Consider the following 17,970-nt stretch of genomic DNA (forward strand, 5'->3'; position numbering starts at 1 on the left):
GGCGCTGGCTACTTCAGACTTCAGCGGTTGGCGAAGTACATAGTGACTTCGAAACCAATACGCAGATCTTCATAAGCTGGTTTTGTCCACATAATGCTTACCTCTTTTATCATGATTGTTTGCGCATCAAGGGAATACCGGCGCTTTCACCGCTTCCCCAAAACCCATCGTAAAGGTAGCAGCAAATGACCAATATGGTACTTTCGCACTGTTTTTAGTGCACCTTGTGTTGCAACTGAGGCCGTTCGCTGAGCACGCACGTTTTAGCGCGGCAAAACAAAAAAGGCCCACGGGGGGCCAAAGAAGAGCGACACATGACTGCCCCTCAAAAGGACTTAAAAGAAAGAACACCCGGCTGGCGCCGGGGTAAAAATAACACACGACCAATGTGCCAGCCCGGGCCTAGAAAAAGCCCAGTGGGTTGATGTCGTAGCTGGTCAGCATGCACTTGGTTTGCTGGTAGTGATCAAGCGCCAACTTATGGGTTTCACGACCAATACCGGATTTCTTATAACCACCGAAGGCGGCGTGGGCGGGATACGCGTGGAAGCAGTTCAGCCAGACCCGACCGGCCTGAATGTTGCGACCCATGCGGTAAGCCACGTTGGTATCACGGGACCAGACACCTGCGCCCAAGCCAAACTCGGTATCGTTGGCGATGGCCAGCGCTTCTTCCTCGGTTTTGAAGGTCGTTACCCCCACAACCGGGCCGAAGATCTCTTCCTGGAACACCCGCATCTTGTTGTCGCCCTTAAACAACGTGGGCTGGATGTAGAAGCCATTAGCAAACTCGCCTTCCAGATGCTCGCGGCCGCCGCCGGTGAGCACTTCAGCGCCTTCTTGCTTGCCAATCTCAAGGTATGACAGAATCTTGTCGAATTGTTCTTTGCTGGCCTGGGCGCCCACCTGAACGTCGGTATCCAGCGGGTTACCCCGCTTGATTGCCTTGGTGCGTGCAACCACTTGTTCCATGAACTCGTCGTACATGTCTTCCTGCACCAGGGCGCGGGACGGACAGGTACACACTTCACCCTGGTTGAAGAACGCCAAAACCAGGCCTTCAATGCACTTGTCGATGAATTCAGGCTCGGCTTTCATCACATCTGCGAAATAAATGTTTGGCGATTTGCCACCCAGTTCCACCGTGGACGGAATAAGGTTTTCAGCGGCGCATTTCAAAACGTGCGTGCCTACCGGTGTAGAGCCGGTAAAGGCGATTTTAGCAATGCGCTTGCTGGTCGCCAGTGCCTGGCCGGCTTCAATACCGTAACCGTTGACCACGTTAAGCACGCCCGGCGGCAGCAGGTCACCAATCAGCTCCATCAGTACCAGTATGCTCGCGGGCGTTTGCTCGGCCGGCTTCAGGACGGTGCAGTTGCCGGCCGCAAGGCATGGGCCAAGCTTCCAGGCCGCCATCAGAATCGGGAAGTTCCAAGGAATAATTTGCCCAACGACACCCAGCGGCTCGTGGAAATGATAGGCCACGGTGTTATGGTCGATTTCACCCATATGGCCTTCCTGAGCGCGAATACAACCGGCAAAATAGCGGAAGTGGTCAGCCGCCAGTGGAATGTCAGCGTTCAGAGTTTCACGAATGGCTTTGCCGTTGTCCCAAGTTTCTGCAACCGCCAGCAGTTCCAGGTTTTCTTCTATGCGGTCCGCTATTTTCAACAGAATGCGGGAACGCTCCTGTACCGACGTTCGGCCCCAAGCCGGCGCCGCTTTGTGTGCAGCGTCCAGTGCCAACTCGATATCTTCGGCGGTGGAACGGGGAATCTCACAAATCACATTACCGGTAATCGGCGTGATGTTGTCAAAATACTGCCCTTTTACCGGGGCAACCCACTCGCCGCCAATGTAGTTTCCATAACGCGCTTTGAAAGAAACGACCGAGCCTTCCTTTCCTGGTTGTGCGTAGATCATGGTTTCGACCTCTTTTTGTGTTTGTTGCTCACCAACGTGGGCTTTCGTATTTACCCACTCAATGTAGATACTAAACCTTTATCGTTGAATGATGCGATAGGGGTGAAACACTCATCCCTTAGTACTAATCGGCGCCAGACGGCTGATCATAAAATCCAACCTCCTGGCGCCTGCTTTCATCGCACTCAGGAATCAGTTGCTGGCAACACGATCCTTCGGCAGTTTAAAGGTCCAGACCATACCGCCTTGGTTGAAGTCTTTGACCACCTTGGCCACTTCGCCGCCCCAAAGCGGAACCGCTCCGCCCCAACCTGACGATACAGACACGAATTGCTCGCCATCCATCATCCAGGTCACCGGGGTGCCGACCACGCCTGAGCCGGTGTTGAATTTGTAAAGTTCTTCGCCCGTTTTGGCGTCAAACGCTTTTAAATAGCCCTCTGGCGTACCGGTGAACACCAGATTGCCGGCGGTGGTCATTACCCCGCCCCACAAAGGTGCCGGGTTTTCATAACGCCACACTTCCTCTCCGGTTTTGGGATCCATGGCGCGCAGTACGCCAATATAATCGTCATTTGTTGGTTTGATGGTGAAACCTGCGCCCAGATACGCTCCGCCTTTCTTGTAGGATACGGGCTCGTTCCAAATGTCCATTGACCACTCGTTTGAGGGTACGTAGAACAGGCCGGTGTCCTGGCTGAACGCCATCGGCATCCAGTTCTTACCGCCCAGGAAGGCCGGCTGCGCCAGAACCGTTTCGCCTTTCGTGCCGTCCATTGACGACGGATCACCCGGGCGCCCCTTTTCGGCATAAATCGGCCGGCCGGTTTTTGGATCAAGCCCGGTCGCCCAAGTGATTTTGTCCACAAACGGGAAGCCGCGAATGAAGTCGCCGTTTTCCCGGTTCAAAACATAGAAAAAGCCGTTGCGGTCGGCGGTGGCCGCGGCCATCACGGTTTTACCATTTTCTTCGTAATTGAACGAAATCAGCTCGTTAACGCCGTCATAATCCCAGCCGTCGTGGGGCGTGGTCTGAAAGTGCCACTTGATACTGCCGTCGTCTGGATCAATGGCCAGGCGCGAAGAGGAGAACAGGTTATCCCCCGGGCGCAAGTGCGAGTTCCAAGGTGCCGGGTTGCCAGTACCAAAAAATAACGAATCGGTGTCTGGGTCGTAAGTGCCGCCCAGCCACGGGGCCGCGCCACCGTTCTTCCACATGTCTCCAGGCCAGGTTTTACCTGCTTCACCGCCAGAAATACCGTTTTCAATGGCCTTACCATCTTTATACACGTAGCCCATATGGCCTTCTACCGTGGGTCTGGTCCAAACCAGATCACCTGTTTCGGGATCGTAAGCTTCCACTTTACCCACTACGCCAAACTCACCGCCAGCCACGCCAGTAATCAGTTTTCCTTTCACCACAATCGGGGCAGCGGTGATGGCATAGCCGGCCTGATAATTCGCGACTGTCTTGATCCAAACCGGCTTGCCGGTGTCTTTGTTCAAGGCAACCAGTTTGGCGTCCAGAGTGCCGAAGTAGACTTTATCACCGTAAAGGGCAACACCGCGGTTGACCACGTCGCAGCAGGGCATGATGCCATCTGGCAGGCGAGCGTCGTATTGCCATATTTCCTCGCCGGTTCTCGCGTCAATAGCGTAAACCCGTGAATAGGAAGCAGTCACGTACATCACACCATCTTTTATCATCGGCTGAGATTCTTGGCCGCGCATCTTTTCACTGCCAAAAGAAAATGCCCACGCGGGCTGTAAATAGCGGATGTTTTCAGTGTTCAAATCTTCAATGGTGCTGAATCGTTGCCCTTGAGTGCCCATGCCATAGCTGACAATGTCTTCTGGGGTGTTGGCATCGTTCAGAATGTCTTCGTCGGTTACCGCCTGGGCGCCGTAGGAAACGGCCAAAGCCAAGGCGCTGACGGCAATGCGAATGCCGAATCTATTCGATCTCATGGTTGCGCTCTCCGAGTCTCTTGTTGTCGGTTTTCGGTGAACCGGGAAGTTTTCCCGCCTCTGTACAGATTCTTCGCTTTACCGGTGCAATCAACAATGATTCCCCGGGCGTGGTTTTCTCATCACTTGGTCGTACTACCCTTACAAAAAACCCACGTCGAAGGCGTGGGTTTAAACAAAAATTGCGATGGTAGATCATCTGCAACGGGCGTCAGGGTTTACCTTCGGCCTGCGCAATCGCCTCTTCGCTCAGGAACGCCCGATAATATTGGGGCACGCTGTAGCGCAGGTTAACGTCAGCAAACATCCCTTCCAACTCCCCCGATTTAACGATGTTGCCCACAATCTCTTCAAGGGCATAACCCAGTTGTCGATGTGTGCTCTTGATGGCCATTCCCACATCCCAAACTTGCTTGCCAATACCCGGAAAAGCATTACCAGCCTGCCTGAACCCGCTGTTTTCAGCTTTCGACAACTCATGATCGATTTCAGCACGCATGCCCATGACGGCGCTGACCTCGCCATCGCGTATGGCACTGAACGCCTCGTGAACATTGGTGTAATGGCGAACCTGACCGCGAAGACGACCGTTCAGGCCAGAGGTCAGATAAAAGTCCGGCAAGGTGTCGATTTCCACGCCAATCGGGTGGTACTGAAACATCGCAATGGTTTCGACGGAGTCCATCTTTTGCGGGTTGTATGCAATTTGCCAGGTTTCTTGCTGGTAAGGACCAAACAGCACTACCTGCTCGTTTATATACTCGCCAGTAGAATCCTGCATATAGGCGTATTGTTTGTCGTAAGGCACCCGCATCATCACATCCGCCAGGCGCCGCTTGGCCAGATAGTGCCCTTTCCAGACGTTGTTGCGCAGGTCGTCCCCCAGGTTTTCATCCGGCACAATCCAGTGCACTTTGAACTCCACGCCCATAGCGGCAGCAATGCGCTTGCCCAGCTCCACATCAATGCCCTGGGGCTCGCCGTTCGCTAGGTAAGAATAGGGTGGAAAATTCTGGTATACCCCCACCTTCAGATAACCGGACTCAATAATGATGTCGTAAGTACGCTCAGCAGGCCGGTTCAGCAGCATGTCGCCGTCATCCACTTCCTGAGCCATACCCGTTTGAAAAAACAGCATCATTACCAAACATCGTAACAGCGCTTTCATTGCTTTCTCTCCAACAGCGAAAGGCCGGCATAATGCCAGCCCGGTAACGAACCGAAAATGTTTTTGGCCAGCACCATTCACTCAGGCTTTGGCAAGGATTCAACGTAGGTTCTGATGGCCCAAATCGCATTCTGATCCAGCGTTTTTTTCCACGACGGCATGCCCCGATCGGTACCATTCTGTACCCGGCCCATATAGTACTCGTCGTCCCATTCCTCGAGTTCGCGCAAATCTGGAGTTAAACCCCCGGACATTGCCCGAATTCCGTGGCAAGCAGCACAGTTGCCGGCGTAGGCGCTTTCACCAATCTGCACAGCCAGGGCGTTCGCATCGCCGTGGGAACCACCCTCACGGAACGGGTTTTCAAGCAGAAGATCGGCGCCCAATACTGGAAGGTCGCCGGTATCTACCGGTTGTGGGGTGACATTGCCGTGCGCTATCACCAAACCCGCGGTGCTCAGTAAGGCTGCCGTTGCGAGTGCTTTGAGTGAGAAGGAGATTGCCATGGTTGTTACCTCTATTGATTCTTTGTGCTCTGGCGGTTGGATTTGTGAGACGCCAGTATCTCCAAACAGTGTAAGAAACTCGCCAGCAAATCCGAATGGCACTTTGGAGGTTTCGGCTTAGTTCCTTGGTAGTAGTACAGTTGGAGCTAAGGCCAAAGCGCGAGAGGCCCAACGTAAGCCTCCTCGCCATGTTAAACAGGCTGATTGGGAGCGGAATAGTCCTTTAGTACTGGCAGTTTCCTACTTTCTGAATATTCCCGGGACTTTTGACCTTCACTAAGCTGACCACACAATAAAAATCCGGAGAGCCTCATGTTTCGATTTGCATTCCTGATCGTCACGTTTTTGTTTACCACTCTGACCGCAATGCTCTCCTTTGCGGCGGACACAGTGAATGTGAAAGTCGGCTACGTACAGTGGACGCCTGACTCAGGCCCAGTGCTGTCAAACGTGCTTCCCGAGCCTGAAGACGCAGGCCTGCGGGGCGCCGAACTGGCCATGGCTGACAACAGCACCACCGGAAAATTCATGGGCCACCGCTATGAACTGGCCACTCAGGTGGCCGATTCGGAACAGGCCGCTATTGCTGCGTTTGAAAATCTGCAGCAACAGGGTGTGCAGTTGTTTGTGATCAACGCGCCCGCCAGCACACTCGCCGCCATTATGGACAAAGCCGCGGCCGATACATTGGTGTTCAACGCAGGCGCTGCAGATGATGCACTGCGCACCCGCGAGTGCCACAACAACCTGCTGCACACCATTCCCAGCTACGCCATGCTGACAGATGCCCTTGGCCAATGGTTGCAAATGCGGCGCTGGAACGAGGTGTTCCTGATCACCGGCCCCACCGAAGCCGATGTGGCCTGGGCCAACGCCTTTCGCCGCTCGGCCAAGCGCTTTGGCATCGACATTGTTGAAGATAAACCCTGGACTTTCGACACCGATTTACGCCGTACAGCCTCCAAAGAGTTACCGTTATTCACCCAGGCTAAAGATTACGATGCGGTGGTGGTGGCCGATGTGCGCGGTGATTTTGGTGAATACGTGCCCTTTAACACCTGGCTGCCAAGGCCGGTGGTGGGTACCCAAGGAATGTCGCCCGTAGCCTGGCACCGGGTGGTTGAAAGCTGGGGGGCGGCGCAATTGCAAAGCCGCTTTCAAGAATTGGCGGGGCGCGATATGAACAGTGCAGACTATGCCGCTTGGGCCGCTGTGCGCTCTGTAGGCACCGCTGTTACACAGGCTGGCAGCGCAGATGCCAGCAGCGTTCGCCAGCTTATTTTCAGTGACCGCTTTCAGTTGGCGGCTTTTAAAGGCCGAAAATTAACCTATCGCCAGTGGAATGGCCAGCTGCGCCAACCAATTCCGCTGGTGCACCCGCGGGGACTGGTGGCAACTGCACCGTTTGAAGGTTTTATTCACCCCCTAACCGAAATGGATACCCTCGGCTTTGATGAGCCGGAAAGCACGTGTCGTATCAACGGTTGACCGCCTGAGCGCGCGCCATTCAGAACAATAAGGAGTTAACCCATGAAATCGCTGCTCAAAAAAACGGCTTTGGCCGCCCTGCTCGGGCTGTCTGCACCTGCGATGGCCAGCCTGGCTTACGTGTCCAATGAAAAGGACAACACTCTGTCTGTTATTGACACAGAAACCATGGAGGTTATTGAAACAATTGATGTTGGCGCAAGGCCACGGGGCATTTTGTTGTCCAAGGACTTCACCAAACTGTACATCTGCGCCAGCGACGACGATACCGTTCAGGTGCTGGACTTGGCCACCCGCAAGATAATCGACACCCTGCCCTCGGGTGAAGATCCGGAGCAGTTCGCGCTGCACCCTAATAACAAGCATTTGTACATCGCCAACGAAGACGACGACATCGTGACCGTGGTGGATGTGACCACTAAAATCGTGCTTGCCCAGATTGATGTTGGCATTGAACCCGAAGGCATGGCCGTGAGCCCGGACGGAAAATGGGCGGTGAACACGTCAGAAACCACCAGCATGCTGCACTGGATCAATACCGAGACGTTTGAAATTGACAAGAACATAGTGATTGGTCAACGGCCGCGCCACGTGGAATTCAGCCAGGACAGCAAGATCGCCTGGGCCTCGGCTGAAATCGGCGGCACCGTGCACATTATTGACGTGGACAAGCTTGAGCAGATTCACGAAATGTCTTTCAAGGTGCCCGGCGTGAATCAGGACCGTGTGCAGCCAGTGGGCATTGAGCTGACGTCTGACGGCAGATATGCTTTTGTCGCACTTGGACCCGCTAATCATGTCGCCGTGGTGAATGCCAAAACCTATGAAGTTCTTGACTACCTGCTGGTGGGCAGCCGGGTGTGGCAGCTGGATCTGAACAAAGACGAAACCCAGCTTTATACCACCAACGGTGTGTCTGGCGATGTGTCGGTTATTGACCTGGACGATATGAAAGTTATCAAATCCATCAAAGTAGGCCGCTACCCTTGGGGTGTGGTTATCGACCCAAACTCATGACACTGGCAGCACGGAATATCGGTTTTTGCTACGGCAGAAAACCGGTACTGACCGACATCAGCTTTGCCCTCGACAGTGGGCGTTTCCACGCCCTGCTGGGTCCCAACGGGGCTGGCAAGTCGACCCTTTTCGGCTTGTTGACCCGGCTGTTGGCGTTGCAGCAGGGTGACATCCTGTTCGCCGCGCAATCACTGAAAAAACACCCCGCCGAGGTGATGCGCCAAATTGGCGTGGTGTTTCAGCAAAATGCGTTGGATCTTGATTTAACGGTGCGCCAGAACTTGATGTATCACAGTGCGCTGCATGGGCTTTCGCGCAAACAGGCGCGGCTGCGAGGCGACCAGGAACTGGAGCGCTTCGGTTTGCTGGACAGGGCCAACGATCCCGTAAGGGCCTTGAATGGCGGCCACAGGCGCCGGGTAGAAATTGCCCGCGCTTTGCTGCATCAACCGACACTGCTGCTTTTAGATGAACCCACCGCGGGGCTGGACATCGCTAGCCGCAAGGCGTTGAACGACCACGTGCGACAACTGTGCGCAGACGATAATCTGACGGTGCTTTGGGCCACTCACTTGATCGAAGAGATTGCGGCACAAGACCGAGTCATGATTTTGCACCAGGGCAGGCTGTTGGCAGATGGCCCCGGGCAAGAATTGTGCAGCCGGGCAGGCACCACTACCCTGGCTGAAACCTTTGAATTGCTCACCGGAGTTGGCTCATGAAACCCGCAGCCTACTGGCATTGCTTTGCCGGCATTCAAACCCGTGAATGGCTGCGCTTCTGGCAACAACGCACCCGATTTGCCAGCGCGTTAGTTCGCCCACTGCTCTGGCTGGTGGTATTTGCCGCCGGTTTTCGAGCCGTCCTTGGTATCTCCATTATTCCGCCCTATCAAACCTACATCACCTACGAAACCTACATTGCACCGGGGCTGTGCGGCATGATCATTCTGTTCAACAGCATGCAGGGCGCGCTGTCGATGGTGTACGACCGCGAACTGGGCAGCATGCGGGTGCTATTGATGAGCCCCCTGCCGCGGCCCTTCCTGCTGGTTACAAAACTGCTGGCCATGGGCGTGGTGTCGGTGATTCAGGTGTATATCTTCTTATTTGTCGCCTTGTTGGTAGATGTGGAACCGCCAACGTGGGGTTACCTTGCCGTGCTGCCGGCACTGATTCTGGCGAGTTTAATGCTAGGCGCGCTGGGACTGCTGATTGCTACCTGGATCAAGCAACTGGAGAACTTTGCCGGGGTAATGAACTTTGTCATTTTCCCGATGTTTTTTATGTCTTCGGCACTGTATCCGCTGTGGCGCATGAACGAAGCCAGCCCCTGGCTATATTGGGTATGCCAGTTCAACCCGTTTACCCATGCGGTGGAAGCCATTCGTTTCTCGCTTTACTTGCAGTGGAGTCCGTTAGCCTGGGGAGTGAGTACAGGGGTTACCGTGGTGCTGGTTATTTTGGCCACGGCGGGCTTCCGGCCACAGAGAACAAAAATACTGGGCACTAAACCAGTCTGAATGTTGGGCTGTATTCAACGCTTAATACCCAGGCTTTTGTCTAGCCCGCTCGTTCAGACTCTCTTAGTTTTCCTAACAGACGCTGGATCTGACCGGGCTGTTCAATCGCACCATCCCACTGCAGCCGCGCCGGCGCGCCATCGAGATACCACAGTCGATTGGCCAGCGTTGCGGCATCCCCACCATCGTGGGTCACGCAAATCATCGCCATGGCGGGATTGACATCCAGAATTCCCGCAACCAGCTGTTTAAGATCACCCGCCATAACCGGGTCAAGAGACGCAAAAGGTTCGTCTAGCAGCAGCAATTCGGGCTTGACCGCCAGGCACCGAGCCAATGCGGCGCGACGGGCCATACCCAGTGACAACTGATCAGGCAAGTAGTGGCCGTAACCGGCCAAACCTACCCGGGCAAGGTAGTCGTCAGCCTCTGGCGCCGAGACCCCCACAAGCTCCAAGTTGGCCCTCAGGCTGCGCCAGGGCAACAGACGATGCTCCTGGAACAAGTACCCAATTCGAACTTCCCGGCGGCCAATAATGGCGCTTCCCGGCACACTCGAATCCAGCCCGGCAATGGCGTTCAGCAAGGTGGTTTTGCCGATGCCGGAGGGGCCAAGTAGGCAAATACGATCGCCAGACTTCACCACAGTGGCGATTTCGCCCAACACCGGCTGAGCAAAATCGCGACCAGCAATGCACAGCTCAAGCATGGGCTTGCTCAGGCTGGCGCCAGCGGCTGCACCGGCGCTCCAGCGGTTGCAGAATGGCCAGCTCTATCAGTTGGACCACAGCAATAAATGCCAGGCTATAGGCGAGAATAGCGGCCACGTCGAAAATCTGGAAAGCCATCTGGAGCTGAAAACCCACCCCGCTGGAACGGCCCAACAACTCTACCACTAACACGATTTTCCAGATTAAGGCCAGGCCACCCCTGGTGGCAGCCATCAGGTAGGGAAACAATTGCGGCACCCAAACGTCGCGGAACCGCTGCCAACGGCTGAAACGATAAACCGTTGCCATATCCTCCAGCCGGAAGTCCAGGCTGCGGGCGCCTTCGCGCACTGTTACGGCAACGTTGGGAACTTTATTGATGACCACGGCCATGATCGCTGCCGACTCAACGAGACCAAACCAGACGTACATCAGAATGATGGTAACCAATGCAGGCAGGTTCAGCAGCAAAACCAGTAGCGGATCGAAAAGAGCATTAATGAAGATTGAACGGCCCATTGCCAGGCCGATCAGAATACCCAGCGACATCGCTAGAAAAAACGCCAACACCACCCTGCGCAAGGTGGCGGACAGGTGGTACCAAAGATCACCGGAATTGGCTTCCCGCATCAGGCTGTCCAGCACATCCGATGGCGACGGTAACAGCGGCGACTGGATCAGCCCCGATACCAGCGCCCACAGCACAAGCACCGATGGCAATACAATCCAGTAGGTCCATATCGGCGGCCGCCCCGGTTTCGAAGCGCCTCCACCGTTGGTCATGGCTGCGGCCGATAAAACAGGCGCGCGGGCATAAACGATCCCGCATCGGCACCCGTTAGAACCAACAACTCTCTTAAGTCAGCAATGCGATCGTCCGTTAGAGGTTCCGGATTTCCGGCAATGAAACCGTCTCGCAGAGCATGGAACACGCCAGCTTCCGGATTCTGTAGAAGTGGCCGTAACCGCTCCCAGGCCAACGGCCGGGCTGCGAGCTCCGCTTTTGCTTCAGCAACCGAACCGGCAAAACGATCAATCAGCTCTTTGTGTTGGTTTGCCCATTTTTCCGGAAACACATACCCCAGAACGGGCAAACTGGGGTCCAGGTTCATGGCAACCAGCAAATCGGTCATACCAAAAGCCGAACGCCAGCCTCCCTCTTCCCCGTGCTCTCCCTTCAATCGAGCAGCAAAATGCCAGTAGGTAACTATGGCATCCATTTGCCCCCTTTTGAGCCCTTGGCTCAGCAACGGTGGTGCAGCAAACTGGACCTCGGTCGAACCTGCAAGGTCGATACCCTGTTGGGAAGCCACCTTCTGCAGAAGCACCCAGCCCTTGCTGTCTGGACCTCCCGCTACGCCAATACGCAGGCCTTGAAGGTCGGCCAGGTTGCGAACGCCAGAACTTTCCGACACCACAATGTCGCCAATCTGGGATGAAAAAGGTAGGTACAGATAGGGGCTTCCGGCCTGATACCGTGACTGTGCCCACAGCAGATCGGCAACAGCAGCGTTCGCTGAACCACTGACAACGGCAAGATGCGATGCCGAAAGGTTAGCAACCACCTTCAAAGCCAGGCGATAGCCATGCTTGCGGTCCAGCTGCTGATGAACGATGTGGTCCAGCTCCCAGTGCGCCGTACCAAACTGCAACACACTCACCGACAGTTCAGGCAGTTCTGGATCTGATTTTATGGATTCCGCCTGGGCAATCGATCCAAAACACTGAATCGTGACCAGCATAGCGATGCCAGTAAGTACCGAAAAACGCAAATTTCGTTGTGGTTTATTCATCTCCACACAATACGAACCAGAGCGACTCGCAAATATTGTACTTTGGTGTCTGTTTTTTGGTGCGATGGTCGCATTCAACTCAACAACGACATAACGTGTAATAGGCTTATTACAATAACAACCAGAGGTCCGCAGGCCACATTGGCCGCAGGAAACTCGCCGCCCAGGAATCGCTATGCTTGCCAAGCCGCATGCCACACATTCGCCTGAAACCCGCTATGATGAACCTGCAGCAGTTCTCACTGACGAAAAAAAACAGGTAGAAACGTTCATGGAGCCAGCCTACAAAATCCTGATTGCCGATGACCACCCACTATTCCGGGAAGCAATCAGCAGTGTTATCGCGTCAGGTTTCGAAGGCAGCGAGATCCTCGAAACCGACGACCTGGACAGTGCGCTGATAATCGCCAAAGAAAACGACGATCTCGACCTGATTCTGCTGGATCTGAATATGCCCGGCATGCACGGTCTGAACGGGTTGATTACACTGCGCAACGAAGCGCCCACCATTCCGGTGGTGATTGTGTCAGCCGAGGAAGAAAAACAGGTGGTGCTGCAAGCCATCACCTACGGCGCCGTGGGCTTTATCACCAAATCTTCGCCCCGGGTTAAGATGACAGAAGCCATTCAACAAATACTCAACGGCAACGTGTATCTGCCCTCTGACATCATCCGCACCGGCAAAGAAAGCTCGGGCCGGCGCCGACGTAATGATGACAATCCGGTTTCCCCAGAGCTGCTCAACTCTCTGACCCGGCGCCAGTTACTGGTACTGGAACGAATGTCCAAAGGCGAATCCAACAAACAGATTGCCTACAACCTGAACATTGCCGAAACCACCGTTAAGGCTCATGTTTCTGCAATATTGCGCAAACTCAGCGTACACAACCGGGTGCAGGCTATTTTGTCCGCCAGCGATGTGGACTTCAGTCAATATTTGAAGCGCTAACCACCCGCCTTACAGAGCGCGCACCGCCCCGTTTGCGTGGTGATTTCAGCGCTGCATTCACTCTGGCCCGCCAATCAGATGGTTTAGCGTATTTCTAAGTTTCAATGGCTTGACCGGCTTGTTCATCAGCACGTAACCCAAGTCACGGATTTGCTGCTTCAGTTCGTTCGTGTAGTTGGCAGTAATCATCACCACCGGAGCCGGGTCATGTCGTCGACTATTAACGCTCGCCACCACATCCACTCCGGTTTCGTCGTTATCAAGGTGATAGTCCGCCAGTATCAGGTCCACCGGGCTGGTCACCGGATCAAGCTGGCGCTCCAGATCTGCCAGTGAAATGGCGCAGGTTACCCGGCAATCCCAGCCTTCCAACAGAGTTTTCATGCCGTCGCAGATAGCGCGATCGTTATCGATGACCCAAATCCTAGCGCCTTCCATGCCATGTCGGGCTGCCACGTGCTGCACTTCAGTGGTTGTACACCTCGGCTGCAATTGCCCCAAAGGTACGCGCACACTGAACACCGAACCTTTGCCTTCCACCGACGACACCGTAATGTCGTGGTCTAACATCCGCGCAATTTTATCCACAATGGCCAGGCCCAGGCCCAACCCTTTGTCGGGGCGTGATCCCTCCGGGCGAATTCGTTTGAATTCCTGGAAAATTTCGCCGAGTTTATCGTGCGGAATGCCTGGCCCAGTGTCCCAAACTTGCACCAGCACGTGCCCCGCTTGCCGCCTGCAGCCAAGCAAAATTCGGCCACTGCTGGTGTAGCGAATAGCGTTGGTCAGAAAATTTCGCAGAATGCGGGCCAATAGCTGGGAGTCGGACTCCACAACGGCCGAAGACGGCACAAAATCTAGAATAAGATCTACAGCAATGGCCATTTGCTGGCATTCACGGGCGATATTATTCAACAAATCACGCAGATCAAACGCGGTTACGTCTGGCTTGATCACGCCGGCATCCAGCTTGGAAATATCCACCAAAGTACCCAGCAGACTTTCCACGTCATCCAAAGAGGTGCTGACCGAGCGCACCAGGCCCTCGGCTCTCGGGCCAAACGATTGCTCTAATAAGGCACTGGTGAACAGCCTGGCGGCATTCAGGGGTTGCAGTAAATCATGGCTGACAGCGGCCAAAAATTTGGTTTTTGACAGGTTAGCCTGTTCCGCTTCCTGCTTCGCCTCGGTCAGAGCCGACGTGCGCTCCTTGATGCGGCACTCAAGATCATCATAGGCCTGCTCTAGGGCAAGTGCCGTTTTACGACGTTCGGTAATATCGCGAATGAGCACAAAAAAGCCGACAACATCGCCTTGTTCGTCAAAGTTCGGCACGTAAGAACGCAGCATATGCCGGACTTGGCCTTCCTCACCGGTTTCTTCAAATTCGAAGTTAACATTATGACCCGCCAGCACCTCTAACATCTGCGGTAGCAGACGCTGATAGAACTCGTCGGAATGCACGTGGTCAAGGCGCTTGCCCAGAGGCGACTCGCCGTTGCGTCCATACCAAGCTTCGTAAACCTGGTTACAGAACTGAATGGTCAAGTCAGCGCCCACATAGGCAATCAACGCCGGCACATGGTCGGTCACCACGCGAATCCAGCGTTCGCTCTCTTCAAGCGCTTTAATTCGTCGCGCCATTTCGCTGTTTTTCACATCGGTGATATCGGAATACAGAACTACCCGACCGCCCTCTCGGGTGGGTCTTTCGGTCATTTGCACCCATCGGTCATTGGACAGCAAAAACACAACGCCCTCTGAATCAGGCTCGCGGTGTTCCTCCACAATCAAACCCGACGCGAATGCCAGCTCCCGAACAGTTTCGATACTGGTGCCCGCAGTGGGCATGGCAACGCCGGCATGGCGCCAGTAACTGCGGAAGCGACTGTTGCTCTGAACCAGCAGATGGTGATGGTCAAACAACACAAAACCATCCGCGATGCTCTCAATGGCGTCGCTAAGACGTTGACGGGTTGTTTCCGCTTCCTCGCGAGCGCGGTTCAGCGCCTTATTGCTGTTACGGAGCTCGTCCATCGCGTCATTCAACGCTTCTGTGCGTTCACGCACTTGTTCCGCCAGCACCACCGAGTGCTCAAACGCAGCGTAAGGTTCAGGTTTTTGGGCCGTTCCAGATTCCACCCTAACAATCAGCGCATCGCGAATTTTGCGCAGGCGCTCATTTTCAGCTTCCAGCAGATCAATACGTCGAATCAGCGCCGTGTTCGGGTGCGCCTGATCGTTACAAGGAACCGGCATCAGGCTGGCCAATCACCACCCCCGTAAATGTCTGGTTAATGTGCATACCGTTAAACTGCTCGCCGTAGCTGTTAAAACCAACCACCTTGTGTTGCCGTAAAAACGCCGACACCGCTTCAGCCTTACCGGTTACTTCGGCTTCAAGACGGCGTAGAAAACAATCGCAGCCGATGGTGATTAATGGCGGCCCAACAATGTTTTCAGAGATTTCAAGCTGTTCGCGCACGCTGTCTAGCAGCGACTGCGGCTCCATAGACGTCATCACAATCCCGGTCTCGACTGCGCAATAAAACGTCAGGCTTTTATCAGGATTAACGCATTGAATGGAGCGCACAAAATAGTGACCGCCAACTTTGACGCCCAACGGCCGCAGCGCGAATACGGTGCGGTCTAGCTCGCTGGTAGCAACGCCAACCGCTCGGGCGTAGGCATCTGCGGCAGGCTCGGCGTTTAGTTCATACACCGTTCTGCTGTCTGAACAGGCACGGGTGACCACCAGCTTTTCCTGTCCTTCTTTCATGTGATGACTGGAAAATACCCGGAAGTCTAAAGGCGTGTTTACCAACATCACCGTGGCAGCGCCAGCATGAAAGCGGCCGTCGTAAAATACATGAGTGTTGGAGAGGCGCTCGTCATCGCCTGCCGATCCACCGAATTGCGGAATGCTGCCGAGTGCTGCATTAAGCGTGGCAAGCACCAACTCTTCACGGCTTGAAAGCCCGTCCAATAAGGTGATGGCAAACGTATTGCCTTTGATGGGTGCCAGACGCGCGTTACGACAGTTCGTTAGCAGGCCATCAATAACGTTTTGAGCATCAAGGAGCGAAAACCGGTCCATTTCGCGAATCAGCGCGCAGTCGATCGAGAAGAAACGGCTATCGAAACCAATGGCTGTGATACACCCCCGATCGTAACCACGAGTGGTAATTTCACCTGCCGAGGTACAACCTGACAGAAGAATATTCGGAAACACCTTCTGCAAAGCCGGCCCAAGCTTCTCTAGGTCGTACTCTGCAGAACAGAAAAACAGAACGCATCCCAGGTGTGAGTGGCTGAGCTGGCTGGCAAGACTGTTCGCCGCCAGAGCCGGCTCGCGAAGGCAGGTACTGGCAACACGAACAGCGGGCAGAGTCGTTACTGGCTGCATAGGGGACAATTCCGCAGAAAAAGAACGTCCTAATAATTCTACGGACTGCGGCCGGTTCGCCAATGCAACTTCAGTGCTTTTTATAGGAGCACCAAAATGTTCGTAGGTCATTGATTAGAAAACTCCTTTATCAATGTCGAACGGCAAGGTCGATGCACCCATCAGAAAACCAGCACTTTAGTTCTAGCCAGCAACCCAAGCAAGGCGGCAGAGCCATGGCTCCACCGCTTCTGGTGAGGCGTTTTTAGAAGGTGACAACCGCGCCAAGGGCGATGGTGTCCGCGTCGGTGGTGGTGGCACCGGTCGTGCGATTCCGCTCTTCAAACATGTTGTATTCTGCCACCAGCTTGAAATTGCTGTTCACATCGTGGAAGAAACCGAAGGTAGTACTCTCGGTTTCAAAGCTTCGGATTTCGGAATCCGTCTCACCGTAAGACAACACCAACCGGTTCGCACCAAAGGCGTAGGCGCCCTGCACCAAAAAGCCATCGGCGTCGTCTTCGGTCACCGCAGTATTGCCAATCAACACCGGATCGTCGCCCTTTGAAGTAAAGCCAGACGCCCCCAGAGTCAGCCCTGCAAGCGCTGCCTTAAGGCCGTAGCCAACGCCAGTACTGTCAACGGTGCTGCTACCATTTTCCGCAGATTGATAACGGCCATTCACCCAGCCAGTAAGCGCTACGTTGCTCAAAGTGGTGGCGTAAGTCACCTCAGATTCGAACCGCGGTGCGGCGTTCTCATCAGCTGCAGTGCCGGTCACCGTGTCTGCAGGATCCAGAACACCAACAGCAATATTGAAACCGGACATTTCCGGCGCGCGATAGGTTATCTGGGCTGACGGTGTCGGGTACGGATAGCCGGCGCGAATATTGCCGAATGACACACCTCCCGCAGTACCTGGGGAGCCGAAGCCCATCAGGATTTCATCAAGGAAAATATTAGAGCGGGCGTACAGACCAAAATCTTTACCCATTAGCACCTGACCAAAATCGCCGTCAACGGTGGCGTAAAACTGGCGCACATCAATAGCAGTATCGATTCCTGAATCCAGGCTGTCGTTGATCGACGTCCAGAATGAGGAACGACCGCCCAGGGTCAGATCACCCATTTTTTTGCCGAAATTAAAACCGATGGTGTTGGGCAAGAAACCCATTTTCACGCGGGAGTCGCGGGTATTGTTTACGTTGTCGTCACGATTTACGTAAAAGGCGTTGAAATAACCATCAACAGAAAAAGAAGTGCCGTCTTCGTTATACAGCTCTACCGCCGCATTCGCCGCCGCACTGGCTCCCATTGCAGCCGCCATCGCAATGACCAGGCCTGACCGTCTGATTTTATTATTGTTCATAATTCCCCCGGGGTATGTTTGGACATTCAGAACGAGGCGCTGATTTAACGGCGCCGCAAGCGAGATCTTTCGCCTGAACTCCATAATCGGCGAACGTAGATAACCGAGGTATCCGCCGGGGGAGCCGGTTTCATACTTATTTGGGAGGGCTTAGAAATCTGAACTTTGGGAT

General features: G+C 54.4%; 16 protein-coding genes. 5 read left to right on the forward strand and 11 right to left on the reverse strand.

From position 1 onward, the window contains the following. Positions 1-20: 20 nt before the first annotated feature. The 5 genes from pqqA to pedF form a co-directional block, all read right to left on the reverse strand. Complete coding sequence (pqqA, locus tag MIH18_RS05200) at positions 21-92, reverse strand: pyrroloquinoline quinone precursor peptide PqqA (protein ID WP_007153157.1); 72 nt, start codon at positions 90-92, stop codon at positions 21-23. A gap of 310 nt (positions 93-402) precedes the next feature. After that, a complete protein-coding gene (locus MIH18_RS05205) occupies positions 403-1,923 on the reverse strand; it encodes an aldehyde dehydrogenase family protein (RefSeq protein WP_249008271.1) in 1,521 nt (506 codons plus the stop codon). Between the two features lie 192 nt (positions 1,924-2,115). After that, entirely contained in the window at positions 2,116-3,891 is a 1,776-nt protein-coding gene (locus tag MIH18_RS05210; protein ID WP_249008270.1) for a PQQ-dependent methanol/ethanol family dehydrogenase, read from the reverse strand. Positions 3,892-4,102: 211 nt separating this feature from the next. Then, entirely contained in the window at positions 4,103-5,059 is a 957-nt protein-coding gene (locus MIH18_RS05215) for a transporter substrate-binding domain-containing protein (RefSeq protein ID WP_249014088.1), read from the reverse strand. Between the two features lie 77 nt (positions 5,060-5,136). Continuing rightward, positions 5,137-5,565, reverse strand: a complete 429-nt coding sequence (gene pedF, locus MIH18_RS05220) for a cytochrome c-550 PedF (RefSeq protein WP_249008268.1) — start codon at positions 5,563-5,565, stop codon at positions 5,137-5,139. A gap of 312 nt (positions 5,566-5,877) precedes the next feature. Here pedF and MIH18_RS05225 point away from each other — a divergent pair, with 312 nt between their 5' ends. The 4 genes from MIH18_RS05225 to MIH18_RS05240 are packed head-to-tail and all read left to right on the forward strand — an operon-like array spanning position 5,878 to position 9,592. After that, positions 5,878-7,053 carry an ABC transporter substrate-binding protein gene (locus MIH18_RS05225; RefSeq protein WP_249008267.1) on the forward strand — a complete coding sequence of 392 codons (1,176 nt, stop codon included), beginning with the start codon at positions 5,878-5,880 and terminating at the stop codon, positions 7,051-7,053. 42 nt (positions 7,054-7,095) lie between these two features. Then, positions 7,096-8,070, forward strand: coding sequence for a PQQ-dependent catabolism-associated beta-propeller protein (locus MIH18_RS05230; RefSeq protein ID WP_249014089.1), 975 nt, complete (start codon positions 7,096-7,098; stop codon positions 8,068-8,070). Next, positions 8,067-8,792 (forward strand): ATP-binding cassette domain-containing protein, encoded by a 726-nt coding sequence (locus tag MIH18_RS05235; protein WP_249014090.1) that lies wholly within the window; start codon positions 8,067-8,069, stop codon positions 8,790-8,792. The genes MIH18_RS05230 and MIH18_RS05235 overlap by 4 nt, the downstream gene beginning before the upstream one ends. After that, positions 8,789-9,592: an ABC transporter permease gene (locus tag MIH18_RS05240; RefSeq protein WP_249014091.1), complete on the forward strand. Its 804-nt coding sequence runs from the start codon at positions 8,789-8,791 to the stop codon at positions 9,590-9,592. Before MIH18_RS05235 ends, MIH18_RS05240 begins: the two co-directional genes overlap by 4 nt. Positions 9,593-9,632: 40 nt before the next feature. On the opposite strand, the gene MIH18_RS05245 is transcribed toward MIH18_RS05240, so the two are convergent. From MIH18_RS05245 to MIH18_RS05255, 3 genes are read right to left on the reverse strand one after another with little or no spacing between them, the layout of a single operon-like run. After that, positions 9,633-10,301, reverse strand: a complete 669-nt coding sequence (locus tag MIH18_RS05245; RefSeq protein ID WP_249008263.1) for an ATP-binding cassette domain-containing protein — start codon at positions 10,299-10,301, stop codon at positions 9,633-9,635. Beyond that, positions 10,294-11,085, reverse strand: coding sequence for an ABC transporter permease (locus tag MIH18_RS05250; RefSeq protein WP_249008262.1), 792 nt, complete (start codon positions 11,083-11,085; stop codon positions 10,294-10,296). The genes MIH18_RS05245 and MIH18_RS05250 overlap by 8 nt, the downstream gene beginning before the upstream one ends. Next, entirely contained in the window at positions 11,082-12,095 is a 1,014-nt protein-coding gene (locus MIH18_RS05255) for an ABC transporter substrate-binding protein (protein ID WP_249014092.1), read from the reverse strand. The genes MIH18_RS05250 and MIH18_RS05255 overlap by 4 nt, the downstream gene beginning before the upstream one ends. Before the next feature lie 271 nt (positions 12,096-12,366). Here MIH18_RS05255 and MIH18_RS05260 point away from each other — a divergent pair, with 271 nt between their 5' ends. After that, positions 12,367-13,044, forward strand: a complete 678-nt coding sequence (locus MIH18_RS05260; protein WP_249008963.1) for a response regulator transcription factor — start codon at positions 12,367-12,369, stop codon at positions 13,042-13,044. A gap of 57 nt (positions 13,045-13,101) precedes the next feature. On the opposite strand, the gene MIH18_RS05265 is transcribed toward MIH18_RS05260, so the two are convergent. The 3 genes from MIH18_RS05265 to MIH18_RS05275 form a co-directional block, all read right to left on the reverse strand. Further along, positions 13,102-15,303 (reverse strand): NahK/ErcS family hybrid sensor histidine kinase/response regulator, encoded by a 2,202-nt coding sequence (locus tag MIH18_RS05265; protein WP_249014597.1) that lies wholly within the window; start codon positions 15,301-15,303, stop codon positions 13,102-13,104. After that, positions 15,287-16,450, reverse strand: a complete 1,164-nt coding sequence (gene nosP, locus MIH18_RS05270; protein WP_249014093.1) for a nitric oxide-sensing protein NosP — start codon at positions 16,448-16,450, stop codon at positions 15,287-15,289. Before nosP ends, MIH18_RS05265 begins: the two co-directional genes overlap by 17 nt. Positions 16,451-16,694: 244 nt before the next feature. Beyond that, the gene (locus tag MIH18_RS05275) at positions 16,695-17,798 is read right to left on the reverse strand and encodes a porin (RefSeq protein WP_249014094.1); all 1,104 of its coding nucleotides are present in this window, start codon (positions 17,796-17,798) and stop codon (positions 16,695-16,697) included. Positions 17,799-17,970 lie beyond the last annotated feature (172 nt).

The organism is Marinobacter sp. M3C (genome assembly GCF_023311895.1).
In the GTDB taxonomy this organism is placed as follows: Bacteria; Pseudomonadota; Gammaproteobacteria; order Pseudomonadales; family Oleiphilaceae; genus Marinobacter.